Annotated in this window: 19 protein-coding genes; 11 read left to right on the top strand and 8 right to left on the bottom strand. The window is 35.8% G+C overall.

Annotated features, from left to right (window positions below; all coding sequences use genetic code 11):
• Positions 1 to 34 precede the first annotated feature (34 nt).
• The 8 genes from gsiC to WAX74_RS05335 all read left to right on the top strand — a co-directional run bounded on the left by gsiC (position 35) and on the right by WAX74_RS05335 (position 7,500).
• Positions 35 to 955 (top strand): glutathione ABC transporter permease GsiC, encoded by a 921-nt coding sequence (gene gsiC / locus WAX74_RS05370; protein WP_336496631.1) that lies wholly within the window; start codon positions 35 to 37, stop codon positions 953 to 955.
• Positions 956 to 966: 11 nt separating this feature from the next.
• The gene (locus tag WAX74_RS05365; RefSeq protein ID WP_336496630.1) at positions 967 to 1,872 is read left to right on the top strand and encodes an ABC transporter permease subunit; all 906 of its coding nucleotides are present in this window, start codon (positions 967 to 969) and stop codon (positions 1,870 to 1,872) included.
• Positions 1,873 to 1,895: 23 nt separating this feature from the next.
• Positions 1,896 to 2,909, top strand: coding sequence for an ABC transporter ATP-binding protein (locus WAX74_RS05360; RefSeq protein ID WP_336496629.1), 1,014 nt, complete (start codon positions 1,896 to 1,898; stop codon positions 2,907 to 2,909).
• Positions 2,875 to 3,864 (top strand): ABC transporter ATP-binding protein, encoded by a 990-nt coding sequence (locus WAX74_RS05355; protein ID WP_336496628.1) that lies wholly within the window; start codon positions 2,875 to 2,877, stop codon positions 3,862 to 3,864. Before WAX74_RS05360 ends, WAX74_RS05355 begins: the two co-directional genes overlap by 35 nt.
• Positions 3,857 to 4,891 carry a winged-helix domain-containing protein gene (locus WAX74_RS05350; RefSeq protein WP_336496627.1) on the top strand — a complete coding sequence of 345 codons (1,035 nt, stop codon included), beginning with the start codon at positions 3,857 to 3,859 and terminating at the stop codon, positions 4,889 to 4,891. The genes WAX74_RS05355 and WAX74_RS05350 overlap by 8 nt, the downstream gene beginning before the upstream one ends.
• A gap of 30 nt (positions 4,892 to 4,921) precedes the next feature.
• Positions 4,922 to 5,740 (top strand): M55 family metallopeptidase, encoded by an 819-nt coding sequence (locus WAX74_RS05345; RefSeq protein WP_336496626.1) that lies wholly within the window; start codon positions 4,922 to 4,924, stop codon positions 5,738 to 5,740.
• Between the two features lie 42 nt (positions 5,741 to 5,782).
• Positions 5,783 to 6,844: a P1 family peptidase gene (locus tag WAX74_RS05340; protein WP_336496625.1), complete on the top strand. Its 1,062-nt coding sequence runs from the start codon at positions 5,783 to 5,785 to the stop codon at positions 6,842 to 6,844.
• A gap of 251 nt (positions 6,845 to 7,095) precedes the next feature.
• A complete protein-coding gene (locus WAX74_RS05335) occupies positions 7,096 to 7,500 on the top strand; it encodes a GNAT family N-acetyltransferase (protein ID WP_336496624.1) in 405 nt (134 codons plus the stop codon).
• A gap of 1,010 nt (positions 7,501 to 8,510) precedes the next feature.
• Here the strand turns inward: WAX74_RS05335 and WAX74_RS05330 are convergent.
• Positions 8,511 to 10,673 (bottom strand): type IA DNA topoisomerase, encoded by a 2,163-nt coding sequence (locus WAX74_RS05330; protein WP_336496623.1) that lies wholly within the window; start codon positions 10,671 to 10,673, stop codon positions 8,511 to 8,513.
• Positions 10,674 to 10,786: 113 nt separating this feature from the next.
• Positions 10,787 to 11,107: a YflT domain-containing protein gene (locus WAX74_RS05325; RefSeq protein WP_336496622.1), complete on the bottom strand. Its 321-nt coding sequence runs from the start codon at positions 11,105 to 11,107 to the stop codon at positions 10,787 to 10,789.
• A gap of 149 nt (positions 11,108 to 11,256) precedes the next feature.
• Here WAX74_RS05325 and WAX74_RS05320 point away from each other — a divergent pair, with 149 nt between their 5' ends.
• Positions 11,257 to 11,754, top strand: a complete 498-nt coding sequence (locus WAX74_RS05320) for a flavin reductase family protein (protein ID WP_336496621.1) — start codon at positions 11,257 to 11,259, stop codon at positions 11,752 to 11,754.
• A gap of 190 nt (positions 11,755 to 11,944) precedes the next feature.
• Here the strand turns inward: WAX74_RS05320 and WAX74_RS05315 are convergent, their stop codons facing one another.
• The 6 genes from WAX74_RS05315 to WAX74_RS05290 all read right to left on the bottom strand — a co-directional run bounded on the left by WAX74_RS05315 (position 11,945) and on the right by WAX74_RS05290 (position 16,452).
• Positions 11,945 to 12,982 (bottom strand): PTS transporter subunit IIC, encoded by a 1,038-nt coding sequence (locus WAX74_RS05315; RefSeq protein WP_336496620.1) that lies wholly within the window; start codon positions 12,980 to 12,982, stop codon positions 11,945 to 11,947.
• Positions 12,983 to 13,190: 208 nt separating this feature from the next.
• Positions 13,191 to 13,841 (bottom strand): hypothetical protein, encoded by a 651-nt coding sequence (locus WAX74_RS05310; protein ID WP_336496619.1) that lies wholly within the window; start codon positions 13,839 to 13,841, stop codon positions 13,191 to 13,193.
• Positions 13,842 to 13,933: 92 nt separating this feature from the next.
• Entirely contained in the window at positions 13,934 to 14,554 is a 621-nt protein-coding gene (locus tag WAX74_RS05305) for a metallophosphoesterase family protein (protein WP_336496618.1), read from the bottom strand.
• Complete coding sequence (locus tag WAX74_RS05300) at positions 14,505 to 14,669, bottom strand: metallophosphoesterase family protein (RefSeq protein ID WP_336496617.1); 165 nt, start codon at positions 14,667 to 14,669, stop codon at positions 14,505 to 14,507. The genes WAX74_RS05305 and WAX74_RS05300 overlap by 50 nt, the downstream gene beginning before the upstream one ends.
• Positions 14,670 to 14,892: 223 nt before the next feature.
• Complete coding sequence (locus tag WAX74_RS05295; RefSeq protein WP_336496616.1) at positions 14,893 to 15,639, bottom strand: SDR family NAD(P)-dependent oxidoreductase; 747 nt, start codon at positions 15,637 to 15,639, stop codon at positions 14,893 to 14,895.
• Between the two features lie 120 nt (positions 15,640 to 15,759).
• Positions 15,760 to 16,452 (bottom strand): TVP38/TMEM64 family protein, encoded by a 693-nt coding sequence (locus tag WAX74_RS05290; RefSeq protein WP_336496615.1) that lies wholly within the window; start codon positions 16,450 to 16,452, stop codon positions 15,760 to 15,762.
• 127 nt (positions 16,453 to 16,579) lie between these two features.
• Here WAX74_RS05290 and WAX74_RS05285 point away from each other — a divergent pair, with 127 nt between their 5' ends.
• Both WAX74_RS05285 and WAX74_RS05280 read left to right on the top strand, forming a co-directional pair.
• Positions 16,580 to 17,257 carry a YdeI/OmpD-associated family protein gene (locus WAX74_RS05285; protein ID WP_336496614.1) on the top strand — a complete coding sequence of 226 codons (678 nt, stop codon included), beginning with the start codon at positions 16,580 to 16,582 and terminating at the stop codon, positions 17,255 to 17,257.
• Entirely contained in the window at positions 17,257 to 17,988 is a 732-nt protein-coding gene (locus WAX74_RS05280; protein WP_336496613.1) for a class I SAM-dependent DNA methyltransferase, read from the top strand. The genes WAX74_RS05285 and WAX74_RS05280 overlap by 1 nt, the downstream gene beginning before the upstream one ends.
• Positions 17,989 to 18,023 lie beyond the last annotated feature (35 nt).

The raw sequence follows: 18,023 nt of genomic DNA, 5'->3' as shown, positions 1-18,023 counted from the left end.
TAGCGCTCTATTTTTCACAAAGGAGTGAATAAATTTGTTTCATTTTCTTATAAAAAGACTTCTCGAAATTATACCGATATTGTTTCTGGTATCTATTTTCATTTTTCTTTTTGTACATATGATACCAGGGGATCCCGCACGACTTGTTGCTGGTGCAGATGCAACCATTGAAGATGTAGAGACAGTTAAAAAAGAATTAGGTTTAGATAAACCCATTTTAGAACAATACGTATCTTATATAACAAATTTATTTCAAGGAGATTTGGGGACATCATTAAAGACTAAAAGACCAGTAATTGAAGAAATTAGTGACCGATTTATGCCTACTTTTTGGTTAACTTTTTGGAGTATGGTCTGGGCTGTTGCTGTTGGGTTATTAATTGGAGTAATATCCGCAACTAAAAGAAATAAATGGCAAGACTATTTAGGTATGTTTGGTGCGGTTTCCGGATTATCTTTACCTTCATTTTGGCTAGGTCTGATGCTTATTCAATTATTTGCAGTTACATTAGGTTGGTTTCCCACTGGTGGAATTGAATCCTGGAAAAGCTATATCTTACCTGCCTTTACTTTGGGAACAGGAGTTGCAGCGGTCGTTGCTCGGTTTACAAGGTCCTCCCTTATGGATGTTTTAAAAGAGGATTATATAAGAACGGGTAGGTCTAAAGGATTGAGTGAGCATAAAGTTACTTGGGGTCATGGGCTACGAAATGCAATGATCCCGGTTGTTACGATGACTGGTTTGCAATTTGGGTTTCTACTAGGTGGATCTGTTGTTATTGAAACTGTTTTTAGTTGGCCAGGTCTTGGAAAACTACTAATTGATTCAGTCGCATATCGGGATTATCCGGTTATACAAGCTGAAATGCTTATATTTGCTTTAGAATTCATATTAATAAATTTAATTGTTGATTTGTTATACGGTGTATTAAATCCGCAAATCCGATATGAGTAGGGGGGAGCAGAATGGTAGAACTAAAACTGTCAAAAAAAGAAGAATATTTGCAAAGAACATTAGATAAAAGTACTGCTAGAACTCCAGTTTCAGAGTTTTGGAGAAAGTTTAAAAAACAGAAGCTTGCGTTCATATCATTCTTTTTTGTTATCTTTCTGATTTTACTTGCTCTTATCGGACCGTTCATTGTCCCATACGATATTGCAGAACCTGATTATGAAAATGTACTCTCAGGACCGTCCACAACACATTGGGCTGGAACGGATCCATATGGGAGGGACATATTTAGCCGTATTGTAGCGGGTACACAGATATCTTTATACGTTGGGCTGACTTCAGTATTATTGGGAGCTATTGGAGGTACATTTTTAGGAATAATAGCAGGATATTATGGTAAATGGATTGATCGAATAATCATGAGAATTTGTGATGTATTGTTTGCTTTCCCTGGAATATTACTGGCAATTGGTATTATAGCAATATTAGGTCCTGGGCTTGGTAATGTAATTATTGCGGTAGCTATTTTCAGTGTACCAGTATTCGCTCGAATTGTAAGAAGCTCTACACTCTCAGTGAAGTCAACATTATATGTGGAAGCTACAAAATCGATTGGTGCAAAACCAAGACGCATTATTTGGAAACATATTTTTCCCGGTACACTGTCTAGCGTTATCGTTTATTTTACAATGAGAATTGGCTCAGCAATATTAACTGCAGCAAGTTTAAGTTTTCTTGGATTAGGAGCGCAACCGCCTTCACCAGAATGGGGAGCCATGTTAAGTGGAGGAAGAGACTATTTAAATATCGCCCCACACGTAACCATTTTCCCAGGATTAGCGATTTTCGTTACGGTACTTGCATTTAATTTACTAGGGGATGGATTGCGAGATGCTCTCGATCCAAAGATAAAAGATTAACTGTATGGAGAGGAATGGGGATAATGGATAACACAATACTTAAAGTGAACAACTTGCAAACACACTTTACAAGTGATTCTGGTGTAGTTAAAGCAGTAGATGGAGTTTCATTTAAGGTTGCTAAAGGGGAAACACTGGGAATCGTTGGCGAGTCTGGAAGTGGTAAAAGTGTAACGTCTTTATCTATTATGGGATTACTAAAAGATACTTCTGGGAAAATTGCTGGTGGAGAAATTTTCTATGAAGGCAAAGATCTTACAAAAGCCAATGAAAACCAAATGCGAAAAATTCGAGGTAATGATATTGCGATGATATTTCAAGAACCAATGACATCTTTAAATCCAGTATATAAAATTGGACGTCAATTGGAAGAAGCAATTATTTTACATTTGAAGTTTTCAAAAAAACAGGCAAGAAAACGCGCAATTGAAATGTTGACAGCGGTGGGTATATCAAGACCTGAAAAAATTGTTCATGAATATCCGCATCAACTTTCAGGTGGTATGAGGCAAAGGGTAATGATTTCTATGGCAATGGCTTGTGGTCCTAAAGTCTTAATAGCAGATGAACCTACAACTGCCTTAGATGTGACGATTCAAGCACAAATCTTAGACTTGATGAGAAATCTAACTAAGCTATCAAACACTGCAATTCTACTAATAACGCACGATTTGGGAGTAGTGGCAGAAATGTGTGATCGAGTGGTTGTAATGTATGCAGGTCGTGCAGTTGAAGAAAGTGATGTTCATTCAATATTTAAAAATCCTAAACATCCATACACACAAGGGTTATTGGAATCTATTCCGAAGATTGGTGTAAGGGTAGAACGTTTACAGTCAATTCCTGGAAACGTTCCTATTCCATCAAACATGCCTGAAGGCTGCAAGTTTGCACCTCGGTGTAAGTTTGCAATGGATATATGTTGGGAAGAAGAGCCAGAGTTTAAAGAAGTTTCGTTCCAGCATTTTTCCAAATGTTGGCTTAATGAGGAGGTGTCTCAAAATGCAAAAAAATTTGTTGGAAGTACACAATGTTAAGAAATACTTTCCACTGAAGAAAAACATATTTAATAGGAATCAAGAGTTTGTCAAAGCTGTTGATGGAATATCATTCTTTGTTAAAGAAGGAGAAACCCTTAGCATTGTTGGAGAAAGTGGTTGCGGAAAATCTACGACTGGAAGAGTACTAATGAAGTTATTAGAACCTACTGAAGGTAGAATTATTTTTGAAGGGCAAGATATTACTGATTTAAATGATGATCAGATTCGACCTTTTCGAAAAGAGTTTCAGATGATATTTCAGGACCCGTATGCTTCACTTAATCCTCGCTTAACAATAAAAGAAATCATTGAAGAGCCACTAATCGTACATAACTTTAGTAAAGAAAAGCGAGCTGAGAGAATTGAAGGATTACTGGAAGTAGTAGGGTTAAATAAATACCATTCAGATCGTTATCCGCATGAGTTTAGTGGAGGTCAACGTCAGCGGATAGGGATTGCCAGGGCCCTTGCTGTGCATCCAAAACTAATTATTGCGGATGAACCGGTTTCGGCGCTGGATGTTTCTATTCAATCACAAATACTTAACTTATTAAAAGATTTACAGGAACAATACAAATTAACCTATGTGTTTATTGCCCATGATTTAAGTGTAGTTGAACATATTTCTGATAGAGTAGGTGTCATGTATTTAGGTAGATTTGTAGAGTTGGCGAGTAGGGATAAATTATTTGAAAATCCCCTGCATCCTTATACAAAGGCATTATTAAGTGCAGTCCCAATCCCTGATCCTTCTCTAAAGAGAGAGAGAATCATTTTAAAAGGAGATATTCCAAGTCCAGCCAATCCTCCTTTGGGATGCACATTCCACACTCGATGCCCATTTGCACAACAAGTATGTAAAGAGCGCGTTCCTGAGTTTAGAGAAATAGAGGAAGGACGTTTTGTAGCATGTCATTTTGCAGAAGAATTGGATGGTAGTTTAGATGATTAAATTGAAAAGAAAAGTTCATGTTATCTCTAGACAAGAGAGTTATTTAAATATTATTGCATATCAATTATTGGAGATTCTTGGCGATAAAATAGAATTATCTGCCTTAACTATACAACAACTAACGATGAATATTATTACGGAACAGGATATTGTTGTTTTATCAAAAGAAACCCTAAAAGGCATTACTCGACCTTTTATTCCAGACTCATGTCCAGTTATAGTAGCGAATAGAGAAGTAAATATTATAGGTACAAAAGAGTTACTTAAACTTCCGAAAGGACGCCAAATTCTAGTTATTAACGACACTGTTGAACGTGCGGAAGAAACGGCCATTTCACTCGAGAATATTTACTTTGAACATGAATATATTGCATACGACTTAATGCAATCAATTCCATCTGATATGGATGTTATTGTTACTCCCGGAGAAATGGGGCTAGTTCCTAAACAATTTGAAAATGTGATTGATATCGGTCCAAGGACTTTAGACTTTAAAACAATTTTAAAAATAGCTAATCTCTTAAACGAGGGTTCTGATAGGTATGCATTAATGAATAGATTTATTAAATCCCAACTATCTTTAGCGGAAGGATTATATGCAAAGCAAAACTTTCATTATGAAAAATCATTAATGAAACAAGATAGTGAGCAATTATCAGAAAATACTCGAACAGATTCTGAAATGACTTTATCTGAGAAAGAAATAATATTAATTATTAATAAAATAGAAGAACATGGTTTCCTAGAAGAAAGTATGGAGATATTAGAAATTTATAAAGAAGGTAAGAAAAACTTTGAATCCTTTGGTAGGACGAAAGTAAAATTGAAATTACGCGAAAATGGCATTCATTTGACTGATCAGCAACTAAGACTCCGTATGGAGGTATTGCAATATTTAGGTTTAATAAATGCACGTCAAGGAAGAGGAGGAGCGAAGATATCAGATAAAGGGGAGGATTTCTTAAAGTACCATAAAGATTTTGCTATAAAAAATTTATCAGGGTTGTATCGAGAAATAAATTATTAACATTAAAATAATTTATCTTAAGGAGAAAAAATGAATATCTTTATTTCTGCAGATATTGAAGGTGTTTCTGGGGTAGTACATAATGAGCATACATCACGAGATGGAAAAGAACATGATTACGCAAGAATGTTAATGACTGAAGAAGTTAATGCTTGTATTATCGGGGCATTGGAAGTAGGGGCAAAAAGAATAGTTGTGAATGATTCTCACGGAACTATGCGAAATATTTATCATGAAAAATTACATCTTAATTCCGAACTTATTCTAGGCTCTCCAAAAAAGTTAGCAATGATGGAGGGAATTAGTTCAGAATTTGACGCTGCCTTTTTTATTGGTTATCACACTAAAATGGGACAAAATGGGATTCTGAATCACACTTTTAATGGAAAAGTAATAAAATCGATCGAAATAAATGGAATGGAGTTTGGAGAATTTGGTTTGAATGCACTTGTTGCAGGTTACTTCAATGTCCCGGTAATATTTATTTCAGGCTGTAATTTAACTGTAAAAGAGGCAGAAGAATGTATTCCTAATATTTATCAATCAATTGTTAAAGAAACGATTAATCGCACCACAGCTTTAAATTTACATCCGATGAAAGCAAGAGAGTTAATAAAAGAAGGTACTAAAAAAGCAATTTTACATTATGGGCAAATTAAACCTTTTACAATAGATCCACCATATACAATAAAAATAGAATTTTTAAATACAGGTTTCACAGATGCAGTTGAGATATTGCCGTTTGTGAAAAGAATTGAACCACTCGCTATTTCTTTTGAGAACGACAATTTACTAGAGTGTTATCGATTGATAAGAAGTTCAATTATGATTGCAAGTTCAACTAGTTAAATGTCTTACATTTGATTATGCTTTTATTGGGAGGAAGGACCTGTGAATGAATTTGAACCAAAAAAAATTAGAAAAAGAGGAGTCGTGATAGGTCGTCTTCCAGTGGGAGAAAAGAATTGTATTACAGATGTTGAAGGTATAAAAGTGGGCCATGTAACACTAGATATTCCTTTAGGTGAAGGGGAGTATGCATGCACTGGAGTGACAGCAATATTGCCGCATGGAGATAATTTATTCAAACAAAAAGTAGTTGGAGCTAGTTATGTATTAAATGGGTTTGGAAAAACAACAGGTCTTGTTCAAGTAGATGAATTAGGACTTATTGAATCGCCGATTATGTTAACTAACACTTTTGCTGTACCAGCAGTAACCCAAGGGACATTGGAATATATGCTGGAGAGTAATCCGGAAATAGGGGACACTACTGGCACGATTAATATCGTTGTGGGAGAGTGTAATGATAGTAGATTAAACTCCATTCGTAAATTACCAATTCAGCCGAAGCATGCAATAGAGTGTATTGAAAAAGCTTCACCAGATGCCTCTCAAGAAGGTGCGGTAGGAGCAGGAAAAGGCATGATATGCTTTGGCTATAAAGGTGGAATAGGTTCTTCTTCTCGACTTGTTAAAGAAGAAAATAGCAACTTAACCTATACACTTGGTTGTATCGTTCTAAGTAATTTTGGGAGTAAGGATGATTTTCAAAGTAACAATTATAAAGTAGCCGAACAGAAAGAAATCACTAACTTTCTAAAACCGGCCGATGGATCGATTATTATTGTTCTGGCTACAGATGCTCCACTAAGTAGTAGACAGTTAAAGCGATTAGCTAAAAGATGTGGTATTGGCCTTGGTAGAACAGGAAGTCATTTTAGTAATGGAAGCGGGGATATTGTCATTGCTTTTTCCACCGCACAGAAGATTTCTCATTTTTCAAAGGAAATTGTGGAAACAAGAGAGCAACTGAGAGATGATCAACCCCTAATGAATAATCTTTTTCAAGCAGCAGCAGAAGTTACAGAAGAAGCAATATTAAATTCTTTGTCACAGGCTGAAACGACAGCTGGGCGTATGGGGAATACCGCATATGCTTTTCCTTTTTAAGTCCTGTAGTGGAAAGTGATTTAAAGGAGTGACTGTATGAAGGGTGTTTCAGGTTGTGAGCCTCTCAGGCGTATGGGCGACTCATCATGCTGCAAACACACATCCATGTTTTGCTTTTCAGTTTGCTGAAAAACATTTTTGATATTATCTTACAATATTACTTAAAAGCTTGGAGGTAAAACTCTTGTTACTTTACTTTTGATATATGTCATCTACCTATAAATTTAATACAAATTAGGAGCTGATATATAATGATTTACAAGAATTCGCTCGAGGGTATTTCTTCTGAAATGTTAAAGGGTTTTTTTGTAGATTGGCTTAATCCGCCAAATCTACAAACTCACTTAAATCTGTTAAAGAAAAGTAGTAAGGTGATTATTGCTATTGATGATAATACAAAGCAAATAGTTGGATTCGTTACAGCAATAAGCGATGGGGTTCTTTCTGCCTATATTCCTTTTCTAGAAGTTTTACCAGAGTACAAGAATAAAGGCATTGGTAAGGAATTAGTAAAACAGATGTTAATAGAGCTAGAAGACATATATATGATTGATTTATGCTGTGACGATGACTTAGTTCCTTATTATGAAAAGTTTGGGATGAGGAAGTCAAATGGTATGATTTTTAGGAACTATAAAATGCAATCTGGAAGATAAAATAATTAAATAATAGAAAAAGTGCTTGGATATTTGTCTAGGTGGTCAGACTGTAGACAAAATTACGTCGAACGAGAGTGGGGGCGCTTAAAAACTTACATTTTTTATAGCGTATTGGTTTTCACAAAAAAGAAGGCACTTTCTGTTCGACTATTAACAGAAAGTGTCTTCTTGCTTTATCTATTAGCTTCCTTATTCGCTTTAGATACAATGCAAAAGTAGCTCCATGCTTAAATAGTCCCCGCAGACGATTACCTCAACAAGATGATTTTTTAGATAGAATATTTTTTCTCTAGCCACATACTAGTTGATTGTAGTGTAAGGCGGCGACTCCGACGGGATCAGTGAGACAGATGAACCATCACAACGTACCCGTAGGGGCGGTGATGGTTCATCGTTCACCCCGCGGAACGCGCCCGCCTGGAACGTAAATCAACGATTCCCATCGAAAGAACGAGTAAGTGAACAATAAATTGTTCACTTACTAAAGATACCTTTTGGGGACTTTTTCTGTGCCTTTAAGTGAGATAGTCATTTGTATACAGTGTTAGTTGAGTTTTCCAAATAACGATATGTCCTTTGAAATAAAGCTTAGATATGACACCAGTAGATGACCTCAAGCGGAGGATTTTTTAGTTAGAATATTTTTTTCTAGCCATATACTAGTTGATTGTAGTGGAAGGCGGCGACTCCGACGGGATCAGTGAGACAGATGAACCATCACAACGTACCCGTAGGGGCGGTGATGGTTCATCGTTCACCCCGCGGAACGCGCCCGCCTGGAACGTAAATCAACGTTTCCCATCTAAAAAAGCTAGTAAGTGAACAATAAATTGCTCACTTACTAGCTATAAAGATTTTTTCACTGTCCTCAACGAGCATGACGAGAAAGCTGAAGCCAAGCATACGTAGAAGCGAAGTGTAATTCTTGCATACATTTGGAAACAATCTGGAGCTAGAATATTTGTCGAAGCGTTCTAATAAATTGTATTGTTGGCTTCCCTTAACATTTATTCCTTAAAATCTAGTTTTAACTTGCCTTCGACGAGTGCAAGGCTAGCATTAAAGGTTTTCCCATTTTCTGCAACAAATCCTTTAATCATATTTGTTTTTCCTTTTGTACAAAGCAGCTTAACCTGGCTTGGTGTAATCTTCTTTTTTAAAAAGAATCCATTAAAGGTTTGTGTACAACCTTGTTTATAATTGGTACAGCCATAAAATCCTTTTCGTGCAACGATAGATCCTTCTTTACATTTTGGACATAGCACAATTGGCTCTTGTTTATATTTAGTATATTTAGAGCTTGATGTAGTAGGCGGAATGAGTTTGATATCAATATTTTTCGATTTTAATTGGGTAGGGACTTCTTGTAATAAACTGTTTATGAACTTCCCAATACTATGAAGGAAACGTTCCTGAGAACCTTCGCCATTGCCAATCTTTCGTAAATACGTTTCCCACTTTGCTGTCATAGATGGGCTTGCTAGAAGGTTACCTTCAATAGCTTGGCAAAGAACTCGTCCTTTATTTGTTATAGAGACAATATTTTTTATTACATCAATATAGCCGTGTTTCTTAATTGTTTCAATGATTCCACTTCGGGTTGCTTCTGTTCCAAGACCTTCTACTTCTTTTAATATTTCAGTTTCCCCTTTATCTTCTACCAATTTCCCACAGGTTTTCATCATTGCAATGAGTTGACCTTCTGTGTAAGGTTTGGGAGGCATTGTTTTTCCCTCTTTAATACCGATATCGCTTTCTACTTTTTCTTGGTCATATAGAGGAGGGAGTGATGGTTCCTCTTTTTCGCTCTCTTTAGCAGAACGAATAAATAATGCCTTCCAACCTTTTTCTCTTTCCGTTTTTCCAGTTGTGAAAAAGGGAAGCCCATTTACATCAGTTGTCACTTTCGTTTCTGTATACAAATAATCATTATGAAACATTGCAAGCGTTGTACGGACAATTTCTTCATATAAATTTCTTTCCATACTCGACATGCCGGCAAGTACAGACTGCGAAGGTATTTTCTTCGTCGGTATAATTGCATAGTGCTCCTGTACTTTTGAACTGTCCACATATCGCTTTTTTGGAGCGAGTGAAGTAACAGGGAAGGGGTGTCCGATCAGCTGTTGATAATCGGATACTTTGGATGATAGATAAGAAAATTCACTTGGTGTAATATAACGCGAATCCGTACGAGGGTAGGTAACAAGCTTTTTCTCATACAATCCCTGCATTGTCTTTAATACATTAGCTGGACTCATTTTCCATAATCGATTGGCTGTTGCTTGTAACGTCGATAATGAATGGAGTTGAGGCGGAGGTGTGCGTTTTTCCTGCTTTTCGACAGAAGTTATTACCCCAGGTGAATTTGGTTGAATAGCATGTTTAGCAAGAAGCTCCTGAATGATTTCTCGTTTTGGCTCTTTCGCTTTTGCTTTCCCTTTATAGGTACCATTTGTAGCAGTAAATATTGCTTCCACTTCAAAAAATGGTTCAGATACAAAGTTCTCAATTTCCAATTGACGTTGATAAATTAAGTAAATAGTTGGTGATTGAACACGACCAATGGGGAAAACTTCTCGAATGCCTTGTGATTGTAATAAAAGAGAATAAAGCCTAGATCCGTTCATTCCAACAAGCCAATCACTAATTTGGCGAGCCTTTGCCTCATCATATAAAAGTAAATCTTTTCGATTATCCTGTAGATTGGAAAAGCCTTTTCGTACTTCTTCGATTTCGAGGGAATTAATCCACAATCGTTTAATTGTTTTACCTCTAGCTCCTGTATGATTATAAATGCTATAGAAGATATTTGATCCTTCACGGTCAACATCACATGCATTTATAATTGTATCCGTTGTTTTCATAAGTTTTTTCACAATGGTAAACTGCTTATATTTCCCCTTTGCGACTTGGAATTCATAATTATCTGGTAAAATGGGAAGACTGTTCAATGACCATTTATCCCATTTTGGATCATATGCTTTTGGTTCCTTTAATTCGACAAGATGGCCTACACCCCAGGTTATATAGGCACCTTCAGGGAAAATAGGGCATGGGTTGATTTCTAAGTAGCCCTCATGTCTTTTGACTGAAAAAGCATCAGCATATGCTTTTGCCTGGCTAGGTTTTTCAGCTAGTATAACTGGTTTCAAATAATTCCACCCCATTGTTGTAAAAAAATAAAACATTCGTTCTTATAATTGTGCATCAAATTAATAAAAAATACAAATAAAAATCCCATTCGCCCAATGAAGGGGAATGGGATTTACATATACATGAATCAATTATGAGCAACAATAACTAACTTACCTTGATCAAGCTCTTTTTCAGCAGCTGCAGCTTCTTCTTTTGATAAGCCAGTTGCTTCCATTTTATTTCGTAACTCATCGCCACGGGAAGTAAATAGGTTCTTCATCGACTCTAAAATACCTTGTTCTTTTATTCCGACATCACTAGTATCTAAAGCGTCGTTGATATTATCTGCTCTTTCTTTAAAATGAGCGAAAATATGAATATTATCTCGTGAGTATCCTTGTGTTTCAAATTTTTCAATTTCTTGTTTGGCTTGAACGGCATTTTCTACAGATACTTTAACTGTCATTTTAAATTCCTCCATTATTGTTTATTTGCTATAACTAACTTTACCCTGTTTTATGCTTATTTAAACAAAGAGTGGTGGAGAATCTAAATGTGTGAAAGAGTAGTATGATTTTGATATGCTAAAAAGAAAAGAGAATGGAAGTTGCGTAAATGGAAAATAAATTGGAACAAATAGCAAGTTTTAAAGCCGCTATGGGAAATTACCCGACAGGTGTCACAGTTGTAACAGCATTTAATCAAGAAGGTAAGCCAATGGGGTTGACGGTTAATTCATTTGCATCAGTTTCTTTAGAGCCCTTGCTAATTTTATGGTCAATTGATAAGAGAGTGAACTCTTATAATGACTTTTTAAAGGCAGACAAATTTACAGTAAATATTTTAGCGGAAAATCAAGGTGATCTATGTAATTTATTTTCAAGTAAGGTAGAGGATCGATTTGGTCAATGTGACTGGAAGGAGTCAGATATTAATTTACCAGTACTTACCGATGCGCTCGCAGTTTTACAATGCAAAGTATTTAAACAAGTCGAAGCGGGCGATCATACAATTATGATTGGAGAAGTAATCGATATTAAAAACTATAATAAAGAACCACTTTTATATCATCGAAGAACAATTGGACCTATTCCAAATGATTTTTATAAATAAGAAAAAGGATATCCTTTCAGATTAAAGACTAAAGGCAGTGGAATGAGCTCATTCCACTGCCTTTAATATTTTTCTTAATTTTGTTTAATACACCAAGAAGGTTAACAAATCCAAATAAAAGGACTATAGATAACTTTTTTTCGATTTTGTTCACGTCTGAAAGGAATATATGTGGATATCCTTTTCTCGTTTATTCAAAATCTAATTTATAGTCATTGGCTTTAATCATTTTTAGTTTACGTGAGAATACATAGATGAGTCCGATATTTAAAACAATCGGAAGAACTAAGAAAGTACTTAACATAATGGTGATATTCTCAATAGTCCATCCACCATCTGCCAAGTTTATGTAATTTAATGGACCAACTAATCCTGATAGTCCGAATCCAGCGCTATAAGGTGTTCCTTGAATATTTAGAACCCCTGCTAATCCACCAAGGATTGCAGCAGTAATTATCATAGGAAAAGCAATTTGTGGCTTCATAAAAAAGTTCTTCATTTGAATTTTAGGTGAACCTAATACGTGTGCAAGAGCAGTGCCGAGGCTATTTGCTTTATAGCTCGCAATTGCTAGACCAACTCCCGTAGCAACTATACCTAAATTTGCTGCACCTGATCCGATGCCAGATAGCATAATAACAGTAGCGACCCCAACTGTAGAAATTGGTGAAAGTATGATGAGACAAAAAACCACGGCTATAACTGCTCCCATCACAACAGGTTGTAATGTAGTTAAATGTGCAACCACTTGTCCTAGCAATCCAGTACTTTTTTTCATAAATGGTAATAGTAAATACCCAAGCATTCCAGGAATCAATATACTTAGTGCTGGAATAAGAAGAATTGAATATTCTTTTAATCGATCTCCAACTAATTGAACGAATAAAACTGCAAGTGCCGCAGTAACACCAGTGTTTATGACAATTCCAATCCCTTGAAGGGCAAACAATCCATCAGCCGTTTTTTGAACAGCACCACTTCCTACCATTGAAGCAATTCCGATACTTGCAGTTTGAATAGGTGTAAGTTTAAAAGTAATTCCAACCATTACACCAATCATTACTGGTAACAAACTCATGACAAAAACAGTAATATCAAATAAATGCTGTAAAACAGGATAATGTGGAATCAATAACTTTAATATTTCTCCCAATAATGCATTTGGAATTAATGCTACAACAATTCCGATACTCATTCCAGTTAATAACTTGCTGAAAAAATCTTTCACCTTTCAAGACTCCTATCCTAATATAATGTTTCTTAGTATAGAAAATATTCTGAAATTAGTCAATGCGCTTTAATGATTTAAAGCATCAAATTAACAAAGATAATCAAATAAATATCATTTTAGATATTTATTTGATAATTAATAAAATATCCCTCCACTTGGGAGGGAATAAATATAATTTTATTAAAATAAATTAAGAACTCATTATTTAGTCTGGCATTCTATACCCGTACGGCCAATTTGAATGACCTTGTTGATTTTGTTGATCTTGCATCCGAGGATATCCTTGCTGATCGTATTGTTCTTGCCCCGCAGGATATCCTTGCTGATCGTATTGGCCTTGCCCCGCAGGATATCCTTGCTGATCGTATTGGCCTTGCATCGGATATCCTTGCTGACCATACTGGCTTTGCATCCCAGGATATCCTTGCTGATCGTATTGGTCTTGCATCCCAGGATATCCTTGCTGATCGTATTGGTCTTGCATCCCAGGATATCCTTGCTGACCATACTGGCTTTGTATCCCAGGATATCCTTGCTGATCGTATTGGTCTTGCATCCCAGGGTATCCTTGCTGACCATACTGGCTTTGCATCCCAGGATATCCTTGCTGATCGTACTGGCCTTGCATCCCAGGATATCCTTGCTGACCGTATTGGCCTTGCATCCCAGGATATCCTTGCTGATCGTATTGGCCTTGCATCCCAGGATATCCTTGCTGACCATATGGGCCTTGCATCCCAGGATATCCTTGCTGACCATATGGGCTTTGCATCCCAGGAAACCCTTGCTGACCATATGGGCTTTGTCCCCAAGGATAATCTTGCTGCCATTGTCTTTTTCGAAACTTCCCAAACACTCAATTTTCCTCCTTTTTATCCTTCAAAATAGCATATGTAGAAATAAAAAGAGGGGTTGGGAACTACTAAAATGTCAAAAGTTATGATTGGGTTAGTTTTTTAAGTAAAAAAGCTTTAACATTATTTCTCTTTGAGGAACTTGGAGCGTGTTGAACTTTTGGATGAAAGCTTCTTTATCATAGGTAGCGTGTTTAATTTGAACAGTAGGTTTACTTTTTGTGAAATCAATTATTCCATAAGGAGCAGTATTTCCTTTTGAAACCCCAAGAGCACCAGGGTTTAAATAGACCTGCTGCTCATTATGAAAAAAATGCTCGGGATGATTGTGCCCAAAACAAATAATATCAGCTGGATAATCTTTGTACATTTTTTCCATATTTTCTAAAGTTGGCTCTAATATACTGTAAAAAGGTTTATCTTTAATATGTGCATTGCGCTTACTTAATTCAATATGATAATGAATACCGATAATCTTGAAGCCATTTACTTCTTTTTCTATTATTCGAGGAAGTTGCTTAAGCTTTACTATATGGTCTAAAGATAATTGATCTGCAATCCAGACGTGATGTTCACGTGTATGTTTATAACTTTCGGGGTGTCCTTCGCCAGCCAATAAGGACAAAATGGCTTCATCATGGTTACCTGTAATCATACGAATATCGCTACGAGCAAAGAGTAAATAGTACTTCGTTTGTTTCTGGTCCCATTGCAATCATATCTCCGAGGCACCAAATTTCTTCTATATCCCCATGCTGATCAATTTCTTGAAGAACTGCTTCTAGCGCCATTTCATTGCCATGTATGTCAGTAATGATTGCAAGTTTCATATGTATTCGCTCCTATTTTTTATTGTTAATAATGTACCAAAAAAGTTCTATTACATCCATAAAAAAAGTTGTCCCCAAGCAGGGGACAACAAGTTAAAATAAGCTATTCTTGCACTTTTTCCTTGAGAAATTAAAGGAAGAGATGGATAACGATCAGTAATAGGAATCTAAAAAATTGGAAGGGAGTGAACGATATACTCCCTCCATCTCAAATTTGGACTATCTATTTAAAGCTTAAGAATCCATCGTCTACAGGTACTGTTTGACCGTTAATAGCACTTGCTGCATCTGAGAATAAGAAGGCAACAACTTCTGCTACTTGTTGTGGTTGAATTAATCGATTGTGCATATGTTGCGCAGCTAAATAGTCTTTCATTTCTTTATCTTCACCAAGGATAGGAGTATCAATGAATCCTGGTGCAACACCGTTTACTCGGATACCATGTTCAGCCAATTCCAAAGCTGCTGATTTGGACATCATCACCACTGCAGCTTTTGCGGCGTTATAATTGAAGCTACCTTTAGCAGCCATTGTACCGTAAATAGATGCAGTGTTAACGAATACTCCTTTGGCACCGATTTCCACCATTTTTTTCGCTGCATAGTACATACCATAATATACGCTATGTTGATCGACATCGATTACTTTATGATAAGATGCAGGATCCATTTCTAAGAAAGGTTTAACTAAACCGATACCGGCATTGTTGAAAATTCCATTTAATGTACCGTATGTCTCAACTGTGAAATTGATTAATGCCTCAACTTCTTCTGCTTTTGAAACATCTAATTTATAAGAGGTTGCTTTACCTCCACTTTTTTCAATTTGAGCGACTGTTTCCTTTGCACCAGCTTCATTAAAATCAGCAATTACAATTGTGTTACCTTGCTCTGCTAGTTTGTACGCTGATTCTCGTCCAATTCCACTACCGCCACCTGTAACAATAATTACTTTGTTTTCTGTTGCCATAATAAGTTCCTCCTCAAATAAAATTTTGTCACTTTTTGTACATATTTAGTATAAAACTTAAATGCCTTGAATTCAAAGTATATGCTTTAGTAATAAAACACAGTAGTAATATGTTCGGATTTAATCCATGTTATCCTTATCTAAAGTAACTGCTTTTCTTTTTTTATTTCTCGCAAGTTTAATTAAATAATATAGGGCAACGGCAGCTATAATGATTACCCAAATCATATATTCATCCCATTCTGCAGACAAAATCCCTGCTGGTATTAAAGCTAGAACAAAGAAATAAAGAAGGTTACCTATTGAGGTTGCTAACAAATACGGGAATAATCGTATAGTACTCAGCCCTGCTAAAATATTTATGATACTCGTTGGTACAAAGGGGAAAATTCTTGCTTGGAATACATAGGTGAAACCATTTTCGTCAATTTTTTTAATTAACTTCGGATTGAATTTTTCCATGATAAATTCTTGGAAAATATAACGAACAGAGTAATAGACAATTACAGAGGCAACGACACTTGTTAACCAACTCCATAAAAACCCATTTATAAATCCAAACAAAGTAATATTAATTGTAATGACAAGGATGAGGGGAAACACAGTAAATGAGTTTTGGATGAGCATAACAATAAATAGGAAGAATAATGCAAATTCCATGTTTTTATTTAGGTAGCTTCTGATACCTTCGACATCCCCATCTAATAGCATGGAGATTAAATCTTTATTTAATAAAAGAAATAGAATTAGAAGTAATAGTCCGCTCCATATAATCCATTGTTTTTTTAGGAGTATATTTATTAACGTCTTCATAGGTCACCTGTTCTTTCGATATAGGTCATTAATTTTATCCTACCATGCTTTTGCTTTTGTCAAAACTTTTGGGCGTTATTATTCTATAATGAGTGTAAGACTTTCTTTGTGAAAGGAGAAAATGAAAATGCCTACAAAAACAATTACTGAAAAATTAAACCTAGAAAAATATTTGAAAAAGTTGATACTTCACGTGCCATCAGATATTAGTGATTTCGATGAAATGAAATATGATACTGACATTAAAGAAAGTAAATATGATCTTGCTTATATATTTGTTTATAATCTGGAGGATTATACGAATTATTTAAAGGTAATGATCGAAAAGCAATTAATAGAGAAAAACGGTTATCTATTCTTTGCTTATCCTAAAAAGAATAATCCAACTTATAAGGAATATATTGATCGAGACGATATGATCAATACGATTTCGCCAGATGAGGAAGGATACGTGACTGGTAGTGATTTGAAATTTTCTAGAATGGTTAGTATGAATGATATTTTTACTGTAGTAGGCTTAAAGTCAGTGCCAAAGAAAAAGAAAAAAAGTACAACAACTCCGAACAGTCAAAGTGTAGATGATTATATTGACAATGTGGGGGATATTATAAAATACTTGGAGCGGAATGAGAAATTACTCGATTTTTATAATCAATTAACACCTGGTTATCAAAAGGATTGGGCACGTTATGTATATAGTGCAAAACGTAAAGAAACCCAAGAAAAAAGACTGCTTGAAATGGAGAAAATCCTTGGAGAAGGTTATAAAACGAAGGATTTATATAGAAGAAAAGAGGGTAATTAATGGACTACCGAGGCTCTAGTGCTTACGACCAATCGGAATTCTTTTCAAGCTATTTGAAAAGAACAGGAAGAAAGGACAGTCCCAATAATGCTATCGAAGGACCAATTATATATGAATTGGTTGGAGATATTACTAATAAAACAATTCTTGACTTAGGCTGTGGGGATGCTCGATTTGGAAAAGAACTACTGGAAAAAAGAGCAAAGTATTACACCGGTATAGAAGGTTCTAAACAAATGGCAGCTTCTGCTATTCAACAAATTTCTGGCATGAGTGGGGCAATCCATTTGGAATCAATGGAGTCATTTCGTTATTCCCAAAATGAGTATGATCTAGTAACCTCTAGATTTGCACTACATTACGTAGAGGATATTCAAAAATTGTTCAACAACGTGCATAATACATTAAAAGAAAATGGAAAGTTTGTGTTTAGCGTTCAACATCCACTTACTACTTCATCCTTTGAGAGTAAGAAGGCTGGAGATAGACGGGAGAGCTGGATCGTAGATGATTACTTCATCGCTGGGGAACGAAAAGAACCATGGATAGATGAAGTCGTTATTAAATATCACCGAACAATTGAGCAATACTTTCAAGCGTTAGTTAGAGCTGGGTTCCAAATAGTCGACTTACGAGAAGGTGAGCCAAAGCTTGAACATTTTAGTAGCGAAGATGAATTCAAAAGAAGACAAAGAATTCCTGTTGTCTTGGCTTTTTCTTGCGTGAAATAAGGAAAGGGGAATGATGTTTAATGAGATCATTCCCC

Origin of the sequence: Psychrobacillus mangrovi (assembly GCF_037104765.1) — a bacterium.
Taxonomy (GTDB): domain Bacteria; phylum Bacillota; class Bacilli; order Bacillales_A; family Planococcaceae; genus Psychrobacillus; species Psychrobacillus mangrovi.
Note: the sequence above shows the minus strand (reverse complement) of the source record. Positions and strands in the feature narration are given on the sequence as shown.

Excerpts from the sequence above, each read along its gene's own strand:
- WAX74_RS05365 (WP_336496630.1), top strand. The coding sequence starts at position 967 with ATGGTAGAACTAAAACTGTCAAAAAAAGAAGAATATTTGCAAAGAACA.
- WAX74_RS05360 (WP_336496629.1), top strand. The coding sequence starts at position 1,896 with ATGGATAACACAATACTTAAAGTGAACAACTTGCAAACACACTTTACA.
- WAX74_RS05355 (WP_336496628.1), top strand. The coding sequence starts at position 2,875 with ATGCAAAAAAATTTGTTGGAAGTACACAATGTTAAGAAATACTTTCCA.
- WAX74_RS05350 (WP_336496627.1), top strand. The coding sequence starts at position 3,857 with ATGATTAAATTGAAAAGAAAAGTTCATGTTATCTCTAGACAAGAGAGT.
- WAX74_RS05345 (WP_336496626.1), top strand. The coding sequence starts at position 4,922 with ATGAATATCTTTATTTCTGCAGATATTGAAGGTGTTTCTGGGGTAGTA.
- WAX74_RS05335 (WP_336496624.1), top strand. The coding sequence starts at position 7,096 with ATGATTTACAAGAATTCGCTCGAGGGTATTTCTTCTGAAATGTTAAAG.
- WAX74_RS05330 (WP_336496623.1), bottom strand. The coding sequence starts at position 10,673 with ATGGGGTGGAATTATTTGAAACCAGTTATACTAGCTGAAAAACCTAGC.
- WAX74_RS05325 (WP_336496622.1), bottom strand. The coding sequence starts at position 11,107 with ATGACAGTTAAAGTATCTGTAGAAAATGCCGTTCAAGCCAAACAAGAA.
- WAX74_RS05320 (WP_336496621.1), top strand. The coding sequence starts at position 11,257 with ATGGAAAATAAATTGGAACAAATAGCAAGTTTTAAAGCCGCTATGGGA.
- WAX74_RS05300 (WP_336496617.1), bottom strand. The coding sequence starts at position 14,669 with ATGAAACTTGCAATCATTACTGACATACATGGCAATGAAATGGCGCTA.
- WAX74_RS05295 (WP_336496616.1), bottom strand. The coding sequence starts at position 15,639 with ATGGCAACAGAAAACAAAGTAATTATTGTTACAGGTGGCGGTAGTGGA.
- WAX74_RS05290 (WP_336496615.1), bottom strand. The coding sequence starts at position 16,452 with ATGAAGACGTTAATAAATATACTCCTAAAAAAACAATGGATTATATGG.
- WAX74_RS05285 (WP_336496614.1), top strand. The coding sequence starts at position 16,580 with ATGCCTACAAAAACAATTACTGAAAAATTAAACCTAGAAAAATATTTG.
- WAX74_RS05280 (WP_336496613.1), top strand. The coding sequence starts at position 17,257 with ATGGACTACCGAGGCTCTAGTGCTTACGACCAATCGGAATTCTTTTCA.